Genomic DNA, 21,545 nt, shown 5'->3' with positions numbered 1-21,545 from the left:
CATAATCCATCCCATGCAGCATGACCGCAGCGCAGCACCCACTAAGCCGCAATTTGTTGCTGCGAAAAACAATCCAACTCCCCCCGACCCGGGTCCCGACTCCTGGTCCACCCTCCTCGCCCCCCGCCTCGCGTACTTCGCCGCGGTGGCCCGTACCGAGCACGTCACCCGTGCCGCGCAGCAGCTGGGCATCCCGCAGTCCACACTCTCCCGCGCGCTGGCCAGGCTCGAACAGGACCTGGGCGTCGACCTGTTCGCCCGCCGCGGCCGGACCCTGTCCCTCACGCCCGCCGGCCGGACCTTCCTGACCTCGGTCGAACGCTCGCTCGCCGACATCGACCGCTCCGCCGAAGACGTACGGGCGGACGCCGACCCGGCCACGGGCAAGGTCGCCTTCGGCTTCCTGCACACCATGGGCTCCGAGGCGGTCCCCGAACTCATCCGGGCCTTCCGTGTGGACCACCCCCGCGTGCGGTTCAGCCTCGTCCAGAACTACGGCGAGTGGATGATCGAACGCCTCCGCTCCGGCGAGCTGGACCTCTGCCTGACCTCACCGGTCCCCGACGCGCCCGACCTGGTCGCCCGGCGCCTGGCCGAGCAACGCCTGCGCCTGGTCGTCCCGGTGGACCACCGCCTCGCCACCCGCAAGCGCATCCGCCTCGCCGAGGCCGCCGACGAAGCCTTCGTCACCCTCGAACCTCCCTACGGCCTGCGCCGCATCGCCGACGCGTTGTGCGCCGAGGCCGGGTTTCGGCCTCGGGTCGCCTTCGAGGGCGAGGACGCGGAGACCCTGCGCGGCCTGGTCGCGGCGGGCCTCGGCGTCGCCCTCCTGCCGCCCCCGGCGTTCGCGCGCCCCGGCGTGGTCGAACTCACCGTGACGGCGCCGCGCGCGGTCCGCGAGATCGGGGTCGCCTGGCTGGCGGGCCACCCCGACACGCCCCCCGTGGCGGCCTTCAAACGCTTCCTCCTCACCCAACGCGGAACCATCGCCCCCGCCGGCGCGCTCCTCCCGTAGCCCCGGGGTGCGTGCTCTTTGCCGCGCCGCCGCGCGGGGTGCGCGCTGTTTCGTTGTGGGGCGGGGCCGTGTGTTCTGTGCGGCGGGGTGCGCGCTGTTTGTTGTGGGGCGGGGCCGCGTCGGGGGGTACGTGCTCCCGCCGACGTCTGATCCGGTGGTGGCATAGGGGTCCCGGTGTGGANCATGGGGAAACCGGGGGACCATGGGGGGTCCCACGGGGGACAGAGGGAACGGACAGCGGGACCGGAGGCCGGGGGGTCTCCCGGTCCCGCTGTGCGCGTTTTGCGCCTGAACCGGCGCCGCTCTCGCGGACCAAACTGCTCGCCGTGGGGTTGCTCAAGTGGTGGTTGCGGCTTCGGGCTAGGGCGTTGACGTGCGGGCTTTGACGCAGCGTCCCGCGGCCGCCGCCGCCAGCCGCCCCAGGGCCTCCTCCTTGCCGCACGGGTGCGCGCCGAGCGCGGCCTGGCGGGTGACGATGGTGCGCTCGGCCCGCATCAGCCGCCAGCCGCGGCGGAGCAGGAACGGCACCGACTTGCGGCCCTCCTTGAGGTCCCGCAGCAGCCGCCGCCGGAACGTGGTGCTGGGGCGGCCGCGCAGGCACAGCGCGTCGGCCAGGACGCCCAGTTCCCGGCAGCGCTCCACGATGTCGGCAGCGAAGACCCCCTCCGCCACGAACAGCGGTGTGCGCTCGATGTCGAGCGACTCGGTGCCGGTCCGCGCGCTGGTGGCGATGTCGTAGACGGGTACGCGGGTACGCCCCTTGCGGCACAGCTCCGCGATCGCGGTGACCGCGGCGTCCGCGTCCCAGGCCCGCGGGGAGTCCCAGTCGATGTCCGTGCTGCCGGTGACGAGAGGCAACGTGGGGTCGTCGCCCTCCTTGTAGAAGTCGTCGAGAGACAGCACGGGCAGCCCGGAGCGGGCCGCGAGCGACGACTTTCCGGAGCCGGACGGGCCGGTCAGCAGCACGACCCGGGTCGGTATCGGGGGATGGGAGCTCACGGGACACCAGTGTGAGGCATTGCGCCGCATGGGCGACCCCAGGGGACGGCCTTTGAAACATGAGTCACACGCGAACTACGATCCGTGCGCACTCGATTACGGATAGGTGGCCAACGCATGGCAGGACAGGCAGCAGGACGCACGGCACGGCACGCGGCGCCCGGGAGGCAGGCCCGCGCCCTGTTGCGTACGGGGCTGACGCTGGCCGTGGCGGGCGCGGCGCTCGGGGCGGGCGGTGCGGCCGGTGCGGAGCCGCTGGACGGGATCGTCTCCACCTCCCCGGACCAGCCGCTGACCAAGACCGTCACGGACACGGCGGCCAGCGCCCTGGCCCCGGCGAAGAGCCTCCAGCTGGACCCCCTGGCGGGCACCGGCGTCGACCCGCTGGACAACGCGGCCGGCACCCAGGTCGCCGACTTCCAGCCGGTCTCGACGGCCGACGCGACGTACCCGCTGACCAGCGGCGGGGCCTTGGAGGACCTGCCGGTGGCGGGCGACGCGCTGGGACTGCTGCCCGGCTAGGGGGCGTCCGGGACGAGAGAAGCCCCGCCTTCCTGGACGGAGGAAGGCGGGGCTGGTCTGTGGACGGGCCTGTAACGGGCCTCAGTAGGCCGAGCCGGAGGCGCCCAGGGACCCCGTGGGGTGCCAGACCGTCTTGGTCTCCAGGAACGCCGTCAGGCGGTGCGTGCCGGGGTCGGCCGCGAAATCCACAGCCTGTGGACGGAGGACGCGCTTGAGGTTGTCCGCCGCCGCGATCTCCAGCTCCTTCGCCAGTACGTCGTCGTCCGCGCCCGTCAGATCGAGCGCGTTGACGTCCTGGTGCGCGGCCAGCGGGGCCGCGAGCTCCGCCGTACGGCCGGAGAGGACGTTGACCACGCCGCCGGGAAGGTCGGACGTGGCCAGCACCTCGGCGAGCGACAGCGCCGGGAGCGGCGCCTGCTCGGAGGCGACGACGACCGCGGTGTTGCCGGTCGCGATGACCGGGGCGAGCACCGAGACCAGACCCAGGAACGACGACTCCTGCGGCGCGAGAACGGTGACGACGCCCGTCGGCTCCGGCGTGGAGAGGTTGAAGAACGGCCCGGCGACCGGGTTGGCGCCGCCCACCACCTGGGCGATCTTGTCGGTCCAGCCCGCGTACCAGACCCAGCGGTCGATCGCCGCGTCGACGACCGCCGCCGCCTTGGACTTGGAAAGCCCCTCGGCGTCGGCCACCTCGCGGACGAACTGGTCCCGGCGCCCCTCCAGCATCTCGGCGATGCGGTAGAGGATCTGGCCCCGGTTGTACGCCGTGGCCCCCGACCAGCCGCCGAAGGCCTTGCGGGCGGCGACGACGGCGTCGCGCGCGTCCTTGCGGGAGGACTGCGGCGCGTTGGCGAGCCACTTGCCCTTTGAGTCGGTCACTTCGTACACCCGGCCGCTTTCGGAGCGGGGGAACTTGCCCCCGACGTACAGCTTGTAGGTCTTGAGCACACTCAGTCGCGAATCAGACATCGAGGTACGCCTCCAGGCCGTGGCGACCGCCCTCGCGGCCGAAGCCCGACTCCTTGTAGCCGCCGAAGGGCGAGGTCGGGTCGAACTTGTTGAATGTGTTGGCCCAGACGATCCCGGCACGGAGCTTGCTCGCGACCGAGAGGATGCGCGAGCCCTTCTCCGTCCAGATGCCCGCGGACAGGCCGTACTGGCTGTTGTTGGCCTTCGCGACGGCCTCGTCGGGCGTACGGAAGGACAGCACCGAGAGCACCGGGCCGAAGATCTCGTCCCGGGCGATCCGGTGCGCCTGGGTGACGTTCGTGAAGAGCGTCGGGGCGAACCAGTAGCCCGCCGACGGCAGTTCGCAGGGCGCGGACCAGCGCTCGGCGCCCTCGGCCTCGCCGGTCTCGGTCAGGGCCGTGATCCGGGCCAGCTGCTCGGCGGAGTTGATGGCACCGATGTCGGTGTTCTTGTCCAGCGGGTCGCCGAGCCGCAGTGTGGCGAGCCTGCGCTTGAGCGAGTCGAGCAGCTCGTCCTGGATCGACTCCTGGACCAGCAGCCGCGAGCCCGCGCAGCAGACCTGGCCCTGGTTGAAGAAGATGCCGCTGACGATGCCCTCGACGGCCTGGTCGATGGGGGCGTCGTCGAAGACGATGTTGGCGCCCTTGCCGCCCAGCTCCAGGGTGACCTTCTTGTCGGTGCCCGCGACGGAGCGGGCGATCGCCTTGCCGACGGCGGTCGAGCCGGTGAACGCGACCTTGTTCACGTCCGGGTGCTCGACCAGCGCGGCGCCGGTGTCGCCGTACCCCGTAAGGATGTTGACGACACCCTTGGGCAGTCCGGCCTGCCGGCAGATGTCCGCGAAGAACAGCGCGGACAGCGGAGTGGTCTCGGCGGGCTTCAGCACGACCGTGTTACCGGTGGCCAGCGCCGGGGCGATCTTCCAGGCGAGCATCAGCAACGGGAAGTTCCAGGGGATGACCTGGCCCGCGACGCCGAGCGGGCGCGGATTCGCGCCGTACCCCGCGTGGTCGAGCTTGTCCGCCCACCCCGCGTAGTAGAAGAAGTGCGCGGCGACCAGCGGAAGGTCCGCGTCGCGGGTCTCCTTGATCGGCTTGCCGTTGTCCAGGGTCTCCAGGACAGCCAGCTCGCGCGAGCGCTCCTGGATGATCCGGGCGATCCGGAAGAGGTACTTGGCGCGCTCGGCGCCGGGCAGCGCCGACCACTTCTCGAAGGCCTTGCGGGCGGCCTTCACGGCACGGTCGACGTCAGCGGCCCCGGCCTGCGCGACCTCGGAGAGAACTTCCTCGCTGGACGGCGAAACGGTCTTGAAGACCTTCCCGTCGGCGGCGTCGGAGAACTCACCGTCGATGAATAGCCCGTAGGAGGGTGCGATATCGACGACGGAGCGCGACTCGGGAGCGGGTGCGTACTCGAAGATCTGAGATGTCATGGCGATCAGTCCACCGTCACGTAGTCGGGGCCGGAGTAGCGGCCGGTGCTCAGCTTCTGACGCTGCATCAGCAGGTCGTTCAGCAGTGAGGACGCCCCGAAGCGGAACCAGTGGTTGTCCAGCCAGTCCGCGCCCGCGGTCTCGTTCACCAGCACCAGGAACTTGATCGCGTCCTTGGTGCTGCGAATGCCACCGGCCGGCTTCACACCGATCTGGATACCCGTCTGGGCCCGGAAGTCGCGCACGGCCTCCAGCATCAGCAGCGTGTTCGCGGGCGTGGCGTTCACCCCGACCTTCCCGGTCGAGGTCTTGATGAAGTCGGCGCCGGCGAGCATCCCGAGCCAACTCGCACGCCGGATGTTGTCGTACGTGGACAGTTCACCGGTCTCGAAGATGACCTTCAGCCGGGCCTGGCCGCAGGTCTCCTTGACGGCGACGATCTCCTCGTACACCTTCAGGTACTTGCCGGAGAGAAAGGCGCCACGGTCGATGACCATGTCGATCTCGTCGGCTCCGGCCGCGACGGCGTCGCGTACGTCCGCGAGCTTCACGTCGAGAGCGGCGCGCCCCGCCGGGAAGGCGGTGGCGACGGAGGCGACCTTGACGCCGGACCCCGCCACGGCTTCCTTGGCGGCCGCCACCATGTCCGGATAGACGCAGACGGCGGCGGTTCTCGGGGTCGTACGGTCGGTGGGATCGGGGTTGACCGCCTTGGCGCCGAGCGCCCGGACCTTGCCCGGGGTGTCCGCGCCTTCCAGCGTGGTCAGGTCGATCATGGAGATGGCCAGGTCGATGGCGTACGCCTTCGCCGTGGTCTTGATCGAACGGGTGCCGAGTGAGGCGGCGCGGGCTTCGAGTCCGACCGTGTCGACGCCGGGCAGTCCGTGCAGGAAGCGGCGCAGCGCACGGTCCGACGCGGTGGCGTCGGCGAATGCGGGTGCAGTGGTGGGCATGGTCACGAGGGGAGCATATCTACGCGCGTAGCGACTTGTGAAGCCCCCGGCTCTCTCGACCGAAAACCCGAGTGGTGGAGAATCGATCCCATGACGAGCTCTGACCGGCAGTCCGCCGAGCCTGCTTACGCCGACCGAATCTTCCGCTCCGGCGGAGGCATCGTCGGCGGCGTCCTGCTCCTGGCACTGGGCGCGTGGCTGGGTGGCGACGCCCTGATCCGCGGTGAGGGCCGGGTGCCGTGGCTGGCGCTGGCGGCGATGCTGTTCGCGATGCCGCTGGTGGTCGCGTTCACCCTGCGACCCGCGGTCTTCGCGAACGACGACCGACTCCGGGTGCGCAATCCCTTCCGTACGATCACGCTGCCCTGGGCGTCGGTCGACGGGCTGCGGTCCGCGTACACCACCGAGGCGTACGTGAGGGACGGGGTGAAGTACCAGCTGTGGGCCATCCCGGTGTCCATCCGGGCCCGCAAGAAGGCCCGCAAGCCCGGCGCGGACCGGGCTCCGTCCGACCAGGCGGTCGACGAGCTGAACGAGATCGCCGAGAGCCACGCGCAGAGCCCAGGCGCCCAGGGTGAGCCCGAGGTGCGCTGGGCGTACGAGGTCCTGGTGCCGTGCGCCGTGGGCGCGGTGCTCCTCGCGGCGCTCCTGCTCTTCGGCTAGTCCTTGGGGCGCGGCGGGCGCGGCGGGCGCGGTCGGCGGCGGGTGACGCGCCTGCCCTTGCGTCGGGGTGCGCGCTGTTTGTTGTGGGGCGGGGCCGCGTGCTTTCTGCCGGGGNCGACGGTCCACACCGGGATCCATCTCCCGTACCGGGTGCGACGTCGGCGTGAGCACGTACCCCCCGACGCGGCCCCGCCCCACAACGAAACAGAACGCACCCCCACGGCCGCGCTGAAGAGCACGTGCCCCCCCAGCGCGCCCCCGCCCCACAACAAAACAGAACGCACCGAGCCGCACCGCCCAGCGAGCCGCACTGCCAACCAACCGAAGCGCACCGCGAAGCCACAGCGCCGCCTAGGCCATTCGGGTGACCCGCCCGCGCTTGGTTACCCTGATCCCCATGTCCGCACCCCGCCGCCTCGTGCTCGCCTCCCAGTCCCCCGCCCGCCTCGGCCTACTCCGCCAGGCCGGACTCGCACCCGAGGTCATCGTCAGCGGGGTCGACGAGGACGCCGTGACCGCCCCCACACCCGCCGAGCTCGCCCGCGTACTGGCCGAGGCGAAGGCCGCCGCAGTGGCCGCCCGCGCCGAGGCCAAGGGCGCGCTGGTCGTCGGCTGCGACTCGGTGCTCGAACTGGACGGCCAGGCGCTCGGCAAGCCCGCCGACGCCGAGGAAGCCACCGCCCGCTGGAAGTCCATGCGCGGCCGCGCAGGCGTCCTACGGACCGGGCACTGCGTGACCGACACCGCGTCCGGCCGGTCCGCATCCGCCACCGCGTCGACCACGGTCAACTTCGGCGAGCCGTCGGACGCCGAGATCGCCGCCTATGTCGCTTCGGGCGAGCCGCTGTACGTGGCAGGGGCCTTCACCCTGGACGGCCGCTCGGCGCCGTTCATCGACTCCATCGAGGGCGACCACGGCAACGTCATCGGTATCTCGCTGCCGATGCTGCGCCGCCTGCTCGCCGAACTGGACGTGTCGATCACTGACCTGTGGGCCGCCAGCGCGGAGTAGCCGCGTCAGCTCGGCCCCGCCCAGTCGAAGGGGATGTGCTTGCTGGACTGCCCCTCCCGGCTCCATTTGAAGCCGAAGGCGTCGGCACGGTGCGCTGTCGCGCGGCCCCAGGTCGCGACCTGACCCGGACCAGTCTCCGAGCCCGGCAGGTTGGTCGTCTGCACGCGCGCGCCGTCAGGTGTCGTCGGTCCGGTGAGAGCCGTCGCGCTGGCCTCGACCCGGCCCGGAATGGTGGCCTTCCAACCGCCGAGGTCCTCGTCTACCTGCACGTCGATGGGAGCAAAGTCCATGCCCCGCATCTCGGCTCCGAACATACTGCCGAACTTGGCGGGCCAGCTTCCGGCCTGACCACCGAAGATCATCTGCAGTGCCTCGCGCTGCGCGTCGTTGGCCTTCTCGTCAAAGAAGACGGCCGCGTACGGGTCGGAGTGCTCGCCGGCCCACACGTTGCCGGTGAACGAGGCGAGCATCACCACGTTGAGACCGTCCAGCGGCACATCGCCGTAGCGCCCCTCGCGTACGTGCCAGGCCATGATGCCCTCGCAGTCACCGTAGGTGGGCGTCTGCGCGAACGAACACGGGCACGGCACATCGCACTTACAGGTGTCGAACCAGTCCCCGGACGCATGCCACTTCGGAACGGTCTTCGCTGTCTCAGTCATGTCCTCGCCTCCTCGCGACCCGCACCGGGTGAATCGGATGGGCGGCGATCTCGCGGCGAACACATCACCATGGGACACCGCATCCACTCGGTGACACGGGTCATCACCCTCCATTTTCCTCCTCTCGCCGTTGGCTGTCGTGCGCTGACGTACGGGAGCCAAGAGGCCCAGGCCGGAGCGGACACCGGGCGATCACCGGCCTTCTGTGATGGCCTGGAAGGGTGTTCCGCAACCGGCCACCCCTCTCCGCGCCCCTGCGCCCGGGCAATCTGCTCCCCGCCCGGGCGATGACCGCCGCCTGGTCGCTGATGCTGCTGCTGGCCGTGCTCGCATGGGTGCTTGTGGTGGGGCAGGCCGACGGCAGCATGGACATGGGGCCAGGGACGATGGGCCTCGGCCTGCCGCTGTTCCTGCTGCTGTGGGTGATCATGATGATCGCCATGATGTTCCCGTCCGTGGCGCCGGTGGCCGTCACCTGGGTGCGGGCCATCGGCCGTCAGTCCTCCGGCGCGGTCCGCGCGGCTCGGACCACACAGTTCGTCGGCGGATACCTGATCGCCTGGACGGCGTTCGGACTGATTGTGTACGGGATCCTCACCGTGACCGGCAACGTGGTCGAAAGCCACCCCGAAGCCGGGCGCTGGATCGGCGCCGGCGCCTTCCTGCTCGCCGGGCTGCACCAGCTCAGCCCGCTGAAGAACATGTGCCTGAGCCACTGCCGAAGCCCCATGGGCCAGCTCGTGCAGTACACCGGCTACCGGTCGGGCGGCGCCCGCGACCTGCGCGTCGGGATCCACCATGGGCTCTACTGCGTAGGCTGCTGTTGGGGGCTGATGATCGTCCTCATCCCGCTGGGCACGATGAACATCGCGGCGATGGCCGGACTCGCGGCGGTGATCTTCATCGAGAAGCTGTGGCGGCTCGGACCGGTGTTCAGCACCGTGGTCGGTGTGGCCTTCCTGGTCCTGGCCGCACTGGCCCCGTTCCAGAGCTGGCTGCTGCCAGGACTGGAGCAGCACGCAGGGATGTAACAGGCCAGAGCGGTAAAATCGCCCACATGGTGGCGTGGTCACCGCTGGTGGGCCGGGCGGCCGAGAGGGCAATCCTGGAAACGGCCCTCGCGCGGTGCCGTGCCGGTACAGGCGGACTTGTCCTGGTGAGCGGGGACGCGGGTGTCGGCAAGAGCCGACTCGTGCGGGACGTCCTCGCCGACTGGGACGGCCGACTGCTGCGAGGTATCGCCACCCCGGGCGCCGGGACGTACGCGCCCCTGTCGGATGTGCTGCGCTCCGTCGCCGAGGAGTTCGGCGACGACGCGCTGCCGCAAAGCGTCAGCGCGCTGCTGGCGACACCGGGCACGAGCGGCGGCGAAGCCGGACACCCCGCCGCAGTCCGCACGCCAGAAACAACGCCCACCCCCGCGCCAGAGGCGACAGCCGACCACGCGGCCTTGGTGGCGGACGTAGCGCGTACCTTCCGCGATCTCGGTCGGCACCGGGAGACCGTGATCGTCCTTGAGGATCTGCACTGGGCCGACGCCGCGGCCGTCGAACTGGTTCCCGCGCTCACAGCGGCGCTCGCGACAGAGCGGGTGCTGCTGCTCGCCACGTACCGCGCCGACGGACTGCCGCGCGCCCACCCCATCCGCCACATGCGCAACGAAGTACGCCGCTCCGGCCACTTTGCGGAACTCGCGCTCCGCCCACTGACCGCCGACGAGACCGGGGAACTGCTCGCCGGACTCCTGGACGGGACCCCCTCCCCGGCCCTGGTCGCGCAGGTGCACGACCGGGCCCAAGGGCTGCCCTTCTACATCGAGGAGCTCACCGCGGCACTGACCGAGTCCGACGGCCTACGCCGCACCGAAACTGGACCCGGCACCGGATCTGGCACCAGCACCGGCGTAGACCTCGCCCCAGACGCCGTGCTGCCTATCCCCGACAGCGTCACGGACGCCGTCCTGGTCCGAACCGAGGGACTGAGACGGCGACACCAGCCGGTGGTGGAACTCGCCGCAGTCCTCGGCGTACGGGTCGAGCTCCCCGTACTGGCCGCCCTGGTGGAGTCGGACGGTCCGAACGGCTCGGATGGCATCGACGCGCTGCTGGAATCCGGCCTGCTACAGGAGGCGTCGGACTGCAGGACGTCGGACCACAGGGCGGCAGACAACAGATCCGCGGTGTTCCGGCACGCGCTCGTCCGGGACGCGTTGTACCGCACCATCCCCTGGGCCCGCCGCCGCGCCCACCACCAGCGGGTCGCCGCGACGCTGGAAGCCCGCGGCGCGCCGCCCGAGACGGTCGCCGCGCACTGGACCGCCGCGAACGAACACCAGCGTGCGAGGCCGCTGCTGCTCGCCGCGGCCGCGCGGCTCTGCTCGGTGCACGCCTACCGGGACGCCGCCGCGCTGGCCCGGCAGGCGCTGGAGAGCTGGCCCGAAGGCGTCGACCCCGAGCGCCGGATCGTCACGCTGGAGCGGCTTGCGGAGTGCGCCGAGCTCTGCGGGGAACCGGCGTCGGCTGTGACCGGATGGGCCGATGTCGCGGCGGTACGCCTCTCCCGTGGCGACCTCGCGGGCGCCGGGTCCGCACAGCGGAGGCTGGCCAACGCCGCCGGTCTGATGGGCGACCGGCCGCGCGTGGCCGCTGCGCGGGAGGCCGCCGCCGAGGCGTTCACGGCGGCGGGCCGACGCGACGAGGCGGCGGCGGAGCATCTCGCCCTGGCCGAGCAGTGGAAGTCGGCGGCGTACCTCACCAAGGCCCTCGACCAGGTGATCGCCGCGGCAGCGGACGCCGAGGCAGCGGGCCGCACCGACCTGAGAGCACACGCCCTGGCGCTGCAGGGCGCGCTGATCGCGGCGCGCGGAGACGGGCGGCGGGGCGTCGCCCTCGCCCGGTCCGGGCTGGCGCTCGCCCTGACCGGCCAGCCGGGGGCATCGACAGGCGAGACGTACTACGAGCTGGCCGAGGCGCTGGAGTACGCGGCCGACTACGCGGCGGCGGCCGGCGCCTACGAGGCGGCCTTCGAACTGTGCCGCGACCAGGAAGCCACCGAGCTGGCGCGGGTCTGCTTCACCTGCACATCGCCGGTGGTACGGCTCATGGGCGACTGGGACCGCGCGCTGGCCATCTGCGCCGAGACCCTCGCCGACGAGCAGGCCACCGAGTTGCTGCACATGGTGGCGCGGGAGGAGACGGGGCTGATCCGCGCGCTGCGGGGGGACCGGCGGCGGGCGCGGGGACCGCTGCGGCGTGCCGCCCTCTTCGGCCACGCCGAGGAGGTCTTCGGTCTGGAGGTGGGCGCGGTCTGGGGCCTGGCCCTGGTCGCCGGGCTCGACCAGGACGAGCCGGGTGCCCGCGCGTCCGTATCGGCCCTGCTGGAACTCTGCCGCGCCAAGGAGGACCTGCACTACGCGCTGCCGGCGCTCCGCTGGAGCGCCACGTTCCTGGCCGAGCGCGGCGACCGCGACGGTCTGTCGCGCTGCCACCGGCTGCTCGCCACCGCCGCGACGCGGAACAGCTCGTCCAAGGTTCTCGCGGCCCTGGCCCACGCGGGGGGAGAGCTCGCACTGGCGGACGGTGACGCGGGGCAGGCGGCGGAACAGTTCGGCCGGGCCGTGGATCTCCTGCACGGCGTTCCGGCGCCGTACGAGAAGGCGCTCAGCCAGCTGCGCCGGGGCACGGCACTGGCCGCGTCAGGCGATCGGGAGACCGCGGTCTCGCTGCTGACCAGTGCCTATCGCATCGCCCGCCGACTGGGCGCCAGACCGCTGGAACGCGACTGCGCGACCGCGCTGGCGGCGATGGGCGAGCAGGTCGACCAGCGGCTCGGCCGCCTCGCCGCCCGCTCGTTGGAGCCCGCCGGACTCACCCGCCGGGAGAAGGAGGTGCTGCGCCTGCTGGCCGGTGGCCTGACCAACCGCGCGATCGCCCAGGAGCTCTTCGTCAGCCCTCGCACGGTCGACATGCATGTACGTCATCTGCTCGACAAGCTCGACTGCTCCTCCCGGACGGCGGCGGCCCGCCGCGCGGCGGAGCTCGGTCTGACCGATGCCGCCACGCCCTGACCGATGCCGCCACGCCCGCCCAGCCGCCCCTCCACCGCCTGCCCACCGCCTGCGCGGGCGTCGAAAGTACGGCGACAGCCTGCCAGGAATACGGCAGCACCGCGCATGTTCTCCTCGTCCGCGCTGCCTAGCGTGGGATGCGGTTAGCCGGTACGGGGCGGGGAGAGGAGACAGCGGTCATGGACAAGCTGGCCATCGTCGTCCGGGACGACGCCTACGACAAGATGCTCACCCCACTGACCTTCGCCTGGCTCTACGCGGAGAAGGGCGTCCAGGTCGACATGCTCTTCGTGCTCTGGGCGGTGCGCGCCCTCACCAAGGAGGGAGCCGCCACGCTGGAGATGGAAGGCCGGCACGCCGCCGACGCGGACGCGCTGAAGGCCAAGATGGTCAAGGACGGAGAGCCCACCGAGATCATCGACTACCTCACCTACCTCAAGGGCACCGGCAACGTGAACCTCTACGCCTGCCGGATCGCCGCCGGCTCGTTCGACGTCGACGAGTCGAACCTGATCCCGGAGGCCGAAGGCATCGTGGACGCCACCTGGTTCCTTGAGGAGAAGGCGACCAAGGCGGACCACTGCCAGTACTTCTGACGCCATCCTTCTGACCTCATCGGTACGGCCTCCGGCCTGGAAACGGCCAGAGGTCGTACGTACGCGCTCGGGCGTACGCGCTCAGGCCGGGGTGGCCTGCACGCCGTGCCCGCCGGTGCGCTCGCCGGTCTGCCCGCCGGTCCCCTCGCCCGCGTACGACATCAGGCTCAGCACGATCAGCCCCAGCGCCACCATCAGGAACCCGAACGCGAGCCAGCCCACCAGACCGACCGCGAAGGCGCCGAGCAGCCCGTGTGTGACGGCCGCGCTGATCAGCACCCCGCGGGCGAAGCCGCCGAGGGCGCGGTCGCGCAGTGCCGCGCGCAGCAGGAGTACCCCGCAGAGCGCGAGGTAGAGGCCGAACACCCCGCCCGCGACCCAGGCGGAGACGGACATCACACGCGGGTCGAGGCCGCCGAGCGACATCGCCTGCTTGTCGACGACCAGGCCCAGGAACCCGTTCAGCAGTCCGATGCCCGCCGCCTCGGCGAAGAGCACGAGCGCCGCCACCAGAGCGACCGGTCTACGCGCCACGGCGCTCCACCCTCTTTCGACTGATTCCTCTGCCCCTGTGCGTACGTTGGGATCAGCGCGAACGTTACTAACGGGTAAAGCGGCGGACAAGAGGCAGGCGCGCGGCAAAGATGGAGCTGCCGTTTCGTAGGGTCCCCACAAAGAAACGCGAGGGGCCGCTGACCTCACTGACAGAGACCTTCACCACACCGGAGAGTTACTCTGCAGTTCGGGAAGCCCGCGTACGGTGGGGCGACAAGGGACTTCGCGGGTTCGGGCGGGCCCGAACCAAGCGCAGCCCAAGCCAGTGTGGGCAAACTCACCGCAGGGGACGGGTCGTAGTGCCGTGTCGGCAGTCCCTAAACTCGGCTTGTTTCAAGGAGAGGGAGCCATCGTGCGCAAGGTGCTCATCGCCAACCGTGGCGAAATCGCTGTTCGGGTGGCCCGGGCGTGCCGGGACGCCCAGATCGCGAGCGTGGCCGTGTACGCCGATCCGGACCGGGACGCACTGCATGTGCGCGCCGCGGACGAGGCGTTCGCGCTGGGCGGTGACACCCCGGCCACGAGTTATCTGGACATGGCCAAGGTGCTGGCCGCGGCGAAGGACTCCGGGGCGGACGCGATCCACCCCGGCTACGGATTCCTTTCCGAGAACGCGGAGTTCGCGCAGGCCGTTCTCGACGCTGGTCTGATCTGGATCGGGCCGCCGCCGCAGGCCATCCGCGACCTGGGTGACAAGGTCGCCGCCCGGCACATCGCGCAGCGTGCCGGGGCCCCGCTGGTGGCCGGTACGCCGGACCCGGTGTCGGGTGCGGACGAGGTGGTGGCCTTCGCCGAGGAGCACGGGCTGCCCATCGCGATCAAGGCCGCCTTCGGTGGCGGCGGGCGCGGGTTGAAGGTGGCCCGCACCCTGGAAGAGGTCCCCGAGCTGTACGACTCGGCGGTGCGCGAGGCGGTGGCCGCGTTCGGCCGCGGCGAGTGCTTCGTGGAGCGCTACCTGGACAAGCCCCGGCACGTGGAGACCCAGTGCCTGGCCGACCAGCACGGCAATGTGGTCGTCGTGTCCACCCGTGACTGCTCGCTGCAGCGCCGCCACCAGAAGCTGGTGGAGGAGGCCCCGGCGCCCTTCCTGACCGCGGAGCAGAACGCCGAGCTGTACGCGGCGTCCAAGGCCATCCTCAAGGAGGCCGGGTACGTCGGCGCGGGCACCGTGGAGTTCCTGGTCGGCACCGACGGCACGATCTCCTTCCTGGAGGTCAACACGCGTCTGCAGGTGGAGCACCCGGTCACCGAAGAGGTCACCGGTATCGACCTGGTCCGCGAGATGTTCCGCATCGCCGACGGCGAGGAGCTCGGCTACGGCGACCCGGCGGTGCGCGGCCACTCCTTCGAGTTCCGTATCAACGGTGAGGACCCGGGCCGCAACTTCCTCCCGGCCCCGGGCACCGTGACCACGTTCGCCCCGCCGTCCGGCCCGGGTGTGCGTCTGGACGCGGGTGTGGAGTCCGGCTCGGTGATCGGTCCGGCCTGGGACTCGCTCCTTGCCAAGCTGATCGTCACCGGCGCCAGCCGTGAGCAGGCGCTGCAGCGTGCGGCGCGTGCGCTGGCCGAGTTCACGGTCGAGGGCATGGCCACGGCCATCCCCTTCCACCAGGCCGTGGTCGTCGACCCCGCTTTCACCAGCGATCCGTTCACGGTCCACACCCGCTGGATCGAGACCGAGTTCGTCAACGAGATCACCCCGTTCGCCGCCGCGCCCACCGACGCCGAGGCGGAGGACGAGGCGGGCCGTGAGACGGTCGTCGTCGAGGTCGGCGGCAAGCGCCTGGAGGTCTCGCTGCCGTCGTCGCTGGGTATGTCGCTGGCTCGTACGGGTCTGGCGGCGGGCGCCAAGCCCAAGCGCCGGGCGGCGAAGAAGTCCGGCACCGCCGCGTCCGGCGACACCCTGGCCTCGCCGATGCAGGGCACCATCGTCAAGGTTGCGGTGGAGGAGGGCCAGGAGGTCAAGGAGGGCGACCTGGTCGTCGTCCTGGAGGCCATGAAGATGGAGCAGCCCCTCAACGCGCACAAGTCGGGCACCGTCAAGGGCCTGTCCGCCGAGATCGGCGCCTCCCTCACCTCCGGCGCCGCCATCTGCGAGATCAAGGACTGACGTCCTACCGAGCTGCTGTACGTACGGAGCAGGGGCCCCGCCGAGTTTCCGGGGGGGGCCCCCGCCCGTTGGCGCGGTGGCATGCTGGAGGCACGCGCAGGCCCAGGGAGGACGGCGGCGATGACCACCGATTCGGCGCAGAGCTCGGTACGCCCTATGCGAGCCGACGCACGGCGCAACTACGAGCGGCTGCTCGGCGTGGCCCGTACCGCCTTCGCGGAGCACGGTACGGACGCCTCGCTTGAGGACATCGCACGCCGTGCCGGGGTGGGGATCGGCACGCTGTACCGGCACTTCCCCAATCGGCACGCCCTGATGAGCGCGATCTTCGAGGACGCGGTGGACGAACTGCTCGCGCGTTCGCGCGAGCTGCTCGACGATCCGCAGCCGTGTGGGGCGCTGGTCGCCTGGCTGCGGGACATCATCACTCACGCGGGTGAGTACCGGGGGCTCTCCCGAGCTCTCATGTCGGTTTCGTACAACGACAGTTCGGCGCCTTCGGGGTCGGCGCTCTCGCGGTGCAGTGTGCCGATGCGTGAGGCGGGTGGGGCGTTGCTTGCGCGGGCGCAAACGGCTGGATCTGTGCGCTCGGATGTCACAATCGGTGACCTTCTTCAGCTGACCAACGCGATTGCGCTGGCCGCGGAAGAGACACCGTCCGACCCGGAGTTGGCGGACCGCTTGCTGACGCTGACGCTTCAGGGGCTGGCGCCCAGGTGCGGGTAGGTGGGGGGTGCGGGTCAGGGATTGAACCCCACCCCGCCTCTTCCCGAGAGGCCTCAAACGCCGGACGGGCTGACTTTCAGCGGCGCCGCAGGTCCGCCACCCTGGCCCGTTCCTGCCCCGGTGGCTGCTGATCGTTGAGCGGGGTCGCGCTGCGCAACTGGGGGGCCGCGCCGCGGCGTTGGCCCGGTAGGGGGACGTCCCGGCGTGGCTGGCGCCCCGCCGGGACGGGATCACCGCCCGCCCCCTGGCCGGAAGGCCCCGCGATCGCGACCTGGACGCCCTGGTCGGCCAGGGCCTGGAGCTCGGTCGCGGCCCGTTCGTCATGAGCGGGTGGCTCGTCGGTGACGAGCCGGGTGATCACATCCGTGGGCACCGTCTGGAACATGGTGTCGGTACCCAGCTTGGAGTGGTCGGCGAGCACGACGACCTCCGCGGCGGCCTGCACCAGCGCGCGGTCGACACTGGCCGACAGCATGTTGGACGTGGACAGACCGCGCTCGGCGGTCAGACCACTGCCGGAGAGGAAGGCACGGGAGACGCGCAGCCCCTGCAGGGACTGCTCGGCACCGCTGCCCACCAGGGCGTAGTTGGACCCGCGCAAGGTGCCTCCGGTCATCACGACCTCAACGCGGTTGGCATGGGCCAGCGCCTGGGCGACCAGGAGGGAGTTGGTGACGACCGTGAGACCGGGTACCCGCGCGAGCCGACGGGCCAGCTCCTGGGTGGTGGTACCCGCCCCGACCACGATGGCCTCGCCCTCCTGGACGAGACTCGCGGCGAGGTCGGCGATGGCGGTCTTCTCGGCGGTCGCGAGATGGGACTTCTGCGGGAAGCCGGACTCCCGTGTGAAGCCGCCCGGTAGTACCGCACCGCCATGTCGGCGGTCGAGGAGTCCTTCTGCCTCCAGCGCCCGCACGTCCCGCCGTACGGTCACTTCGGAGGTCTGGACGACGCGGGCGAGCTCACGGAGCGACACGGCCCCGTTGGCGCGCACCATTTCGAGGATCAATTGGCGACGTTCTGCAGCGAACACGAAACTGACAGTAACCCCAACGACCGTCTGCTTTCAGCAGTTTGCGCCGAATAACAGAAGTTGTTCGCACTGGGTTATCGGAAGTGGTATAAGCAGGGCCCAGCCAATCCGGTCACTCCGGACGGCTGGGCCACGTGCGCCACTGGCGCCGCTGAAGAGGGGCTGCGCTACAGCTCGGCAGCGGTCTTGCGGGTGTGCAACTGCCGTGCCACCTCGGCGATCGAGCCCGACAGGGACGGGTACACGGTGAACGCGTTCGCGATCTGTTCGACCGTCAGATTGTTGTCGACGGCGATCGAGATGGGGTGAATCAGTTCGGACGCACGCGGCGAGACGACCACGCCGCCCACCACGATGCCCGTACCGGGGCGGCAGAAGATCTTGACGAAGCCGTCCCTGATGCCCTGCATCTTGGCGCGCGGGTTGCGCAGCAGGGGCAGCTTGACCACGCGCGCGTCGATCTTGCCCGCGTCGATGTCGGCCTGGCTGTAGCCGACGGTGGCGATCTCCGGGTCGGTGAAGATGTTCGCCGACACGGTCTTGAGGTTGAGCGGTGTCACCGTCTCGCCCAGGAAGTGGTACATCGCGATCCGGCCCTGCATGGCCGCGACGGAGGCGAGCGCGAAGATCCCGGTGACGTCACCGGCCGCGTACACGCCGGGCGCGGAGGTCCGGGAGACCTTGTCGGTCCAGATGTGGCCGGACTCCTTCAGTCTGACCCCGGCCTCCTCCAGGCCCATGCCCTCGCTGTTCGGAATCGCGCCGACCGCCATCAGGCAGTGCGATCCGGTGATGACGCGGCCGTCGGCGAGGGTGACCTCGACGCCGTCGCCGACGCGCTTGGCGGAGGCGGCGCGGGAGCGCGCCATGACGTTCATGCCGCGGCGCCGGAACACGTCCTCCAGGACGGCGGCGGCGTCCGGGTCCTCGCCGGGCAGCACCCGGTCGCGGGACGAGACCAGGGTGACCCGGGAGCCCAGTGCCTGGTAGGCGCCGGCGAACTCGGCGCCGGTCACACCGGAGCCGACCACGATCAGCTCTTCGGGGAGCTCGTCGAGGTCGTAGACCTGCGTCCAGTTGAGGATGCGCTCGCCGTCCGGGAGCGCGTCCGGGATCTCGCGCGGGTGGCCGCCGGTGGCGATCAGTACGGCGTCCGCGGCGAGGGTCTCCTCGGTGCCGTCGGCGGCACGGACCACGACCCTGCGCGAGCCGTCCAGCGCCTGGCGGCCGTCCAGCCTGCCGCGGCCGCGCATGACTCGGGCGCCGGCGCGGGTGACGGATGCGGTGATGTCGTGGGACTGCGCGAGGGCGAGCCGCTTCACACGCCGGTTGACCTTGCCCAGGTCGACGCCGACCACGCGGGCGGACTCCACCTCCGGAGGTGTGTCATCGGCCACGATGATGCCCAGCTCCTCGTACGAGGAGTCGAAGGTCGTCATCACCTCGGCTGTGGCGATCAGAGTCTTCGACGGCACGCAGTCGGTCAGTACCGACGCGCCGCCCAGACCGTCGCAGTCGACGACGGTCACCTCCGCGCCGAGTTGAGCCGCCACCAGGGCCGCTTCGTATCCGCCGGGTCCGCCACCAATGATCACGATCCGAGTCACGTACTCCATTGTCCCGCACCCTTCAACGCGGTTCGCCCCCGGGGCTGCGTCCGGCCGCGTCGGCCGCCCCGCCGGGTGCCACGGAGGTCGCTTCGTCCAGGTTTGCACAACAGGGCCATCACCGGTCACTGACGTACCCTCGATCCCATGTCGCTCTACGCCGCGTACGCCGGCAATCTCGACCCGCGGCTCATGTCCCGCCGCGCCCCTTACTCGCCGTTGCGTGCCACCGGATGGCTCAATGGATGGCGGCTGACGTTCGGCGGCGAGCACATGGGCTGGGAAGGCTCGCTCGCCACCGTTGTCGAGGCCCCGCGCTCCCAGGTCTTCGTCGCGCTCTACGACATCGCGCCGATGGACGAGGACTCCATGGACCGCTGGGAAGGCGTCGGCCTGGACATCTACCGGAGGATGCGGGTCCGGGTGCAGACGCTGGAGGGCGAGATGCCCACCTGGACGTATGTGCTGAACGGCTACGAGGGCGGGCTGCCGTCCGCCCGTTATCTGGGGGAGCTCGCCGACGCGGCGGAGTCGGCGGGCGCGCCGCACGACTATGTGATGGAACTTCGCAAGCGGCCCTGCTGAAGGTCCTCGCGCACCCAGCCTGACAAGGCCTTTTCCGGCCCACTTCCGGTCCGTTTGGCGGAAGGCACAACACAACGATCCGGGCACTGTATCCCTGACATCTACGCGCGTAGGGCCTGAGCGGCTACCCTCGTCCGCGTGAACGCAACTCTTACCCCGGGCATCGACGGCGGATTCGCCGACCCGTACTCCGCCGCCGACGCCGCAGCCGCCCGCCTGCGCGAACTGACCGGCGCGGAAACCCATGACGTCGCCCTGGTGATGGGCTCCGGCTGGGCCCCCGCCGTGGACGCGCTCGGCGAGGCCGAGGCCGAGTTCGCCGTCACCGAGCTGCCTGGCTTCCCGCCGCCCGCGGTGGCGGGGCACGGCGGCAAGGTCCGCTCGTACCGGATCGGTGACAAGCGCGCCCTGGTCTTCCTCGGCCGCACCCACTACTACGAGGGCCGCGGGGTCGCCGCCGTCGTGCACGGCGTGCGGACCGCCGTCGCCGCCGGCGCCAAGACCGTCGTCCTGACCAACGGCTGCGGTGGCCTGCGCGACGGCATGCGCCCCGGTCAGCCGGTCCTGATCAGCGACCACCTCAACCTGACGGCCACCTCGCCGATCGTCGGCGCGAACTTCGTCGACCTCACCGACCTGTACTCGTCGCGGCTGCGCGCGCTGTGCAAGGAGGTCGACGCCAGCCTTGAGGAGGGCGTGTACGCGCAGTTCCCCGGCCCGCACTACGAGACCCCGGCCGAGATCCGGATGGCCCGCACCATCGGCGCGGACCTGGTCGGCATGTCGACCGTGCTCGAGGCCATCGCGGCGCGCGAGGCGGGCGCGGAGGTGCTCGGCATCTCGCTGGTCACCAACCTGGCCGCGGGCATGACCGGCGAGCCCCTCAACCACGAGGAGGTCCTCCAGGCCGGCCGCGACTCGGCCACCCGAATGGGCGCCCTGCTGACCCAGGTACTGGGCCGCATCTAGCCACACCGGACCCACCGGCTCGTACGGGGAGGCTCTGGGCCTCCCCGGCCGGTCGGTCGGCCCCTGGCCACCGGGCCTCAGGCCTTGTGGCTGACGGGACGACCTCCGGCCATCCGGCCACGGGTCACCCGGCGTCCGGCCCTTGGCCCTTGGGCCTTCGGGCTGGTGGGACGGCCTCCGGCCACGGGCCACCCGGCCCACCGGCCTCCGGGCCTTGGGCCTTCCGGCGGGCGGCTGCCCCTGGCCTCCGGGCCTTGGGGCTTGTGGCTGGTGGGACGTCCTCCGGCCATCCGGCCACGGGTCACCTGGCCTCCGGCCACCGGGCCTTGGTCTGCTAGCTGGTGGGGCGATCCACGGCCACCGGGCCTTCTGGCTGGCGGGAGGTCCGCGGCCATCTGGCCTCCGGCCTTCCGGCTGGTGGGGCGGCCTCCGGCCGTCCAGCCACGGGCCTCGGGGCCTCCGGGCCTTGGGTCTTCTGGCTGGCGGGAGGTCCGTGGCCATCCGGCCTCAGGCCTTCCGGCTGGTAGGGCGGTCCACGGCATCCGGCCATCCCGGCTTGGGCTTTTTTGGCTGGTGGGGCGGTCGACTGCCACGGGGCCTTGGGCTTTCTGGCTGGCGGGCGGTCCACTGCCACCGGGCCCTGGCCTTCTGGCTGGCGGGCGGTCCAGTGCCACCGGGCCCTGGCCTTCTGGCTGGTGGGGCGGCCCCGGCCACGGGCCTCCGGCCACGGGCCTCCGGCCTTCCGGCTGGTAGAGCGGTCCACGGCATCCGGCCATCCGGCCATCCGGCCTCTGGGCCTTGGGCTGTCTGGCTGGTGGGGAGGCCTTCGGCTACCGGCCACGGGCCTCGGGGCCACCGGCCTCTGGGCCTTGGGTCTTCTGGCTGGCTACCCGGCCTCCGGCCATCCGGCCACGGGCTACCCGGCCATCCGGCCACGGGCTACCCGGCCTCCGGCCATCCGGCCACGGGCTACCCGGCCTCTGGTCACCCGGCCTCTGGTCATCCGGCCTCCGGCTACCCGGCCCCTGGCCACCCGGCCACGGGCCACCCGCCCACCCCGTCCCCCAG

Annotated in this window: 18 protein-coding genes and 1 pseudogene; 11 read left to right on the top strand and 8 right to left on the bottom strand. The window is 71.3% G+C overall.

Going from position 1 to position 21,545, the window contains the following annotated elements; all coding sequences use genetic code 11:
• Positions 1 to 112 precede the first annotated feature (112 nt).
• A pseudogene (locus tag U9R90_RS12750) lies at positions 113 to 1,015 on the top strand (LysR family transcriptional regulator); the annotation flags it as partial.
• Between the two features lie 360 nt (positions 1,016 to 1,375).
• Here U9R90_RS12750 and U9R90_RS12745 read toward each other — a convergent pair.
• On the bottom strand, positions 1,376 to 2,044 hold the full coding sequence (locus U9R90_RS12745) for a uridine kinase (protein WP_411056554.1): 669 nt from the start codon (positions 2,042 to 2,044) through the stop codon (positions 1,376 to 1,378).
• Positions 2,045 to 2,131: 87 nt separating this feature from the next.
• Here U9R90_RS12745 and U9R90_RS12740 point away from each other — a divergent pair, with 87 nt between their 5' ends.
• A complete protein-coding gene (locus U9R90_RS12740; protein ID WP_411056553.1) occupies positions 2,132 to 2,536 on the top strand; it encodes a hypothetical protein in 405 nt (134 codons plus the stop codon).
• 81 nt (positions 2,537 to 2,617) lie between these two features.
• On the opposite strand, the gene U9R90_RS12735 is transcribed toward U9R90_RS12740, so the two are convergent.
• Genes U9R90_RS12735 through deoC form a run of 3 tightly spaced genes read right to left on the bottom strand, consistent with a single transcriptional unit; the run spans position 2,618 to position 5,893 of the window.
• Entirely contained in the window at positions 2,618 to 3,508 is an 891-nt protein-coding gene (locus tag U9R90_RS12735) for an aldehyde dehydrogenase family protein (protein WP_411056552.1), read from the bottom strand.
• Complete coding sequence (locus U9R90_RS12730; protein ID WP_411056551.1) at positions 3,501 to 4,940, bottom strand: aldehyde dehydrogenase family protein; 1,440 nt, start codon at positions 4,938 to 4,940, stop codon at positions 3,501 to 3,503. Before U9R90_RS12730 ends, U9R90_RS12735 begins: the two co-directional genes overlap by 8 nt.
• A gap of 5 nt (positions 4,941 to 4,945) precedes the next feature.
• Positions 4,946 to 5,893, bottom strand: coding sequence for a deoxyribose-phosphate aldolase (gene deoC, locus U9R90_RS12725; protein WP_411056550.1), 948 nt, complete (start codon positions 5,891 to 5,893; stop codon positions 4,946 to 4,948).
• 90 nt (positions 5,894 to 5,983) lie between these two features.
• On the opposite strand from deoC, the gene U9R90_RS12720 reads away from it, so the two are divergent.
• Together U9R90_RS12720 and U9R90_RS12715 are read left to right on the top strand one after the other, a co-directional pair.
• Positions 5,984 to 6,556, top strand: coding sequence for a PH domain-containing protein (locus U9R90_RS12720; protein WP_411056549.1), 573 nt, complete (start codon positions 5,984 to 5,986; stop codon positions 6,554 to 6,556).
• A gap of 397 nt (positions 6,557 to 6,953) precedes the next feature.
• Positions 6,954 to 7,568: a Maf family protein gene (locus tag U9R90_RS12715; RefSeq protein ID WP_411056548.1), complete on the top strand. Its 615-nt coding sequence runs from the start codon at positions 6,954 to 6,956 to the stop codon at positions 7,566 to 7,568.
• 5 nt (positions 7,569 to 7,573) lie between these two features.
• Here the strand turns inward: U9R90_RS12715 and U9R90_RS12710 are convergent, their stop codons facing one another.
• Entirely contained in the window at positions 7,574 to 8,230 is a 657-nt protein-coding gene (locus tag U9R90_RS12710) for a DUF1326 domain-containing protein (RefSeq protein ID WP_411056547.1), read from the bottom strand.
• A 287-nt stretch (positions 8,231 to 8,517) separates the two neighbouring features.
• On the opposite strand from U9R90_RS12710, the gene U9R90_RS12705 reads away from it, so the two are divergent.
• The 3 genes from U9R90_RS12705 to U9R90_RS12695 all read left to right on the top strand — a co-directional run bounded on the left by U9R90_RS12705 (position 8,518) and on the right by U9R90_RS12695 (position 12,892).
• Positions 8,518 to 9,261 carry a DUF2182 domain-containing protein gene (locus U9R90_RS12705; protein WP_411057725.1) on the top strand — a complete coding sequence of 248 codons (744 nt, stop codon included), beginning with the start codon at positions 8,518 to 8,520 and terminating at the stop codon, positions 9,259 to 9,261.
• A 26-nt stretch (positions 9,262 to 9,287) separates the two neighbouring features.
• Positions 9,288 to 12,296, top strand: a complete 3,009-nt coding sequence (locus tag U9R90_RS12700; protein ID WP_411056546.1) for a helix-turn-helix transcriptional regulator — start codon at positions 9,288 to 9,290, stop codon at positions 12,294 to 12,296.
• A 179-nt stretch (positions 12,297 to 12,475) separates the two neighbouring features.
• On the top strand, positions 12,476 to 12,892 hold the full coding sequence (locus U9R90_RS12695; protein ID WP_411056545.1) for a DsrE family protein: 417 nt from the start codon (positions 12,476 to 12,478) through the stop codon (positions 12,890 to 12,892).
• 81 nt (positions 12,893 to 12,973) lie between these two features.
• Here the strand turns inward: U9R90_RS12695 and U9R90_RS12690 are convergent, their stop codons facing one another.
• Positions 12,974 to 13,426, bottom strand: coding sequence for a hypothetical protein (locus U9R90_RS12690; RefSeq protein ID WP_411056544.1), 453 nt, complete (start codon positions 13,424 to 13,426; stop codon positions 12,974 to 12,976).
• Positions 13,427 to 13,799: 373 nt separating this feature from the next.
• Here U9R90_RS12690 and U9R90_RS12685 point away from each other — a divergent pair, with 373 nt between their 5' ends.
• Positions 13,800 to 15,557 (top strand): biotin carboxylase N-terminal domain-containing protein, encoded by a 1,758-nt coding sequence (locus U9R90_RS12685; RefSeq protein WP_411056543.1) that lies wholly within the window; start codon positions 13,800 to 13,802, stop codon positions 15,555 to 15,557.
• Between the two features lie 120 nt (positions 15,558 to 15,677).
• Positions 15,678 to 16,283: a TetR/AcrR family transcriptional regulator gene (locus U9R90_RS12680; RefSeq protein ID WP_411056542.1), complete on the top strand. Its 606-nt coding sequence runs from the start codon at positions 15,678 to 15,680 to the stop codon at positions 16,281 to 16,283.
• A 76-nt stretch (positions 16,284 to 16,359) separates the two neighbouring features.
• Here the strand turns inward: U9R90_RS12680 and U9R90_RS12675 are convergent, their stop codons facing one another.
• Both U9R90_RS12675 and U9R90_RS12670 read right to left on the bottom strand, forming a co-directional pair.
• Entirely contained in the window at positions 16,360 to 17,316 is a 957-nt protein-coding gene (locus U9R90_RS12675; RefSeq protein ID WP_411056541.1) for a DeoR/GlpR family DNA-binding transcription regulator, read from the bottom strand.
• 167 nt (positions 17,317 to 17,483) lie between these two features.
• Positions 17,484 to 18,932, bottom strand: coding sequence for an NAD(P)H-quinone dehydrogenase (locus U9R90_RS12670; RefSeq protein ID WP_411056540.1), 1,449 nt, complete (start codon positions 18,930 to 18,932; stop codon positions 17,484 to 17,486).
• Positions 18,933 to 19,070: 138 nt separating this feature from the next.
• Here U9R90_RS12670 and U9R90_RS12665 point away from each other — a divergent pair, with 138 nt between their 5' ends.
• Together U9R90_RS12665 and U9R90_RS12660 are read left to right on the top strand one after the other, a co-directional pair.
• A complete protein-coding gene (locus tag U9R90_RS12665) occupies positions 19,071 to 19,508 on the top strand; it encodes a gamma-glutamylcyclotransferase (protein WP_411056539.1) in 438 nt (145 codons plus the stop codon).
• Positions 19,509 to 19,646: 138 nt separating this feature from the next.
• Positions 19,647 to 20,477 carry a purine-nucleoside phosphorylase gene (locus U9R90_RS12660; protein ID WP_411056538.1) on the top strand — a complete coding sequence of 277 codons (831 nt, stop codon included), beginning with the start codon at positions 19,647 to 19,649 and terminating at the stop codon, positions 20,475 to 20,477.
• Positions 20,478 to 21,545 lie beyond the last annotated feature (1,068 nt).

This window comes from Streptomyces sp. E11-3 (assembly GCF_046540415.1).
Lineage (GTDB): Bacteria > Actinomycetota > Actinomycetes > Streptomycetales > Streptomycetaceae > Streptomyces.
This window is presented reverse-complemented; position numbering and strand designations above follow the sequence as displayed.

Excerpts from the sequence above, each read along its gene's own strand:
- U9R90_RS12715 (WP_411056548.1), top strand. The coding sequence starts at position 6,954 with ATGTCCGCACCCCGCCGCCTCGTGCTCGCCTCCCAGTCCCCCGCCCGC.
- U9R90_RS12705 (WP_411057725.1), top strand. The coding sequence starts at position 8,518 with ATGACCGCCGCCTGGTCGCTGATGCTGCTGCTGGCCGTGCTCGCATGG.
- U9R90_RS12745 (WP_411056554.1), bottom strand. The coding sequence starts at position 2,044 with ATGCGGCGCAATGCCTCACACTGGTGTCCCGTGAGCTCCCATCCCCCG.
- deoC (WP_411056550.1), bottom strand. The coding sequence starts at position 5,893 with ATGCCCACCACTGCACCCGCATTCGCCGACGCCACCGCGTCGGACCGT.
- U9R90_RS12695 (WP_411056545.1), top strand. The coding sequence starts at position 12,476 with ATGGACAAGCTGGCCATCGTCGTCCGGGACGACGCCTACGACAAGATG.
- U9R90_RS12740 (WP_411056553.1), top strand. The coding sequence starts at position 2,132 with ATGGCAGGACAGGCAGCAGGACGCACGGCACGGCACGCGGCGCCCGGG.
- U9R90_RS12670 (WP_411056540.1), bottom strand. The coding sequence starts at position 18,932 with ATGGAGTACGTGACTCGGATCGTGATCATTGGTGGCGGACCCGGCGGA.
- U9R90_RS12730 (WP_411056551.1), bottom strand. The coding sequence starts at position 4,940 with ATGACATCTCAGATCTTCGAGTACGCACCCGCTCCCGAGTCGCGCTCC.
- U9R90_RS12680 (WP_411056542.1), top strand. The coding sequence starts at position 15,678 with ATGACCACCGATTCGGCGCAGAGCTCGGTACGCCCTATGCGAGCCGAC.
- U9R90_RS12710 (WP_411056547.1), bottom strand. The coding sequence starts at position 8,230 with ATGACTGAGACAGCGAAGACCGTTCCGAAGTGGCATGCGTCCGGGGAC.
- U9R90_RS12665 (WP_411056539.1), top strand. The coding sequence starts at position 19,071 with ATGTCGCTCTACGCCGCGTACGCCGGCAATCTCGACCCGCGGCTCATG.
- U9R90_RS12720 (WP_411056549.1), top strand. The coding sequence starts at position 5,984 with ATGACGAGCTCTGACCGGCAGTCCGCCGAGCCTGCTTACGCCGACCGA.
- U9R90_RS12735 (WP_411056552.1), bottom strand. The coding sequence starts at position 3,508 with ATGTCTGATTCGCGACTGAGTGTGCTCAAGACCTACAAGCTGTACGTC.
- U9R90_RS12700 (WP_411056546.1), top strand. The coding sequence starts at position 9,288 with ATGGTGGCGTGGTCACCGCTGGTGGGCCGGGCGGCCGAGAGGGCAATC.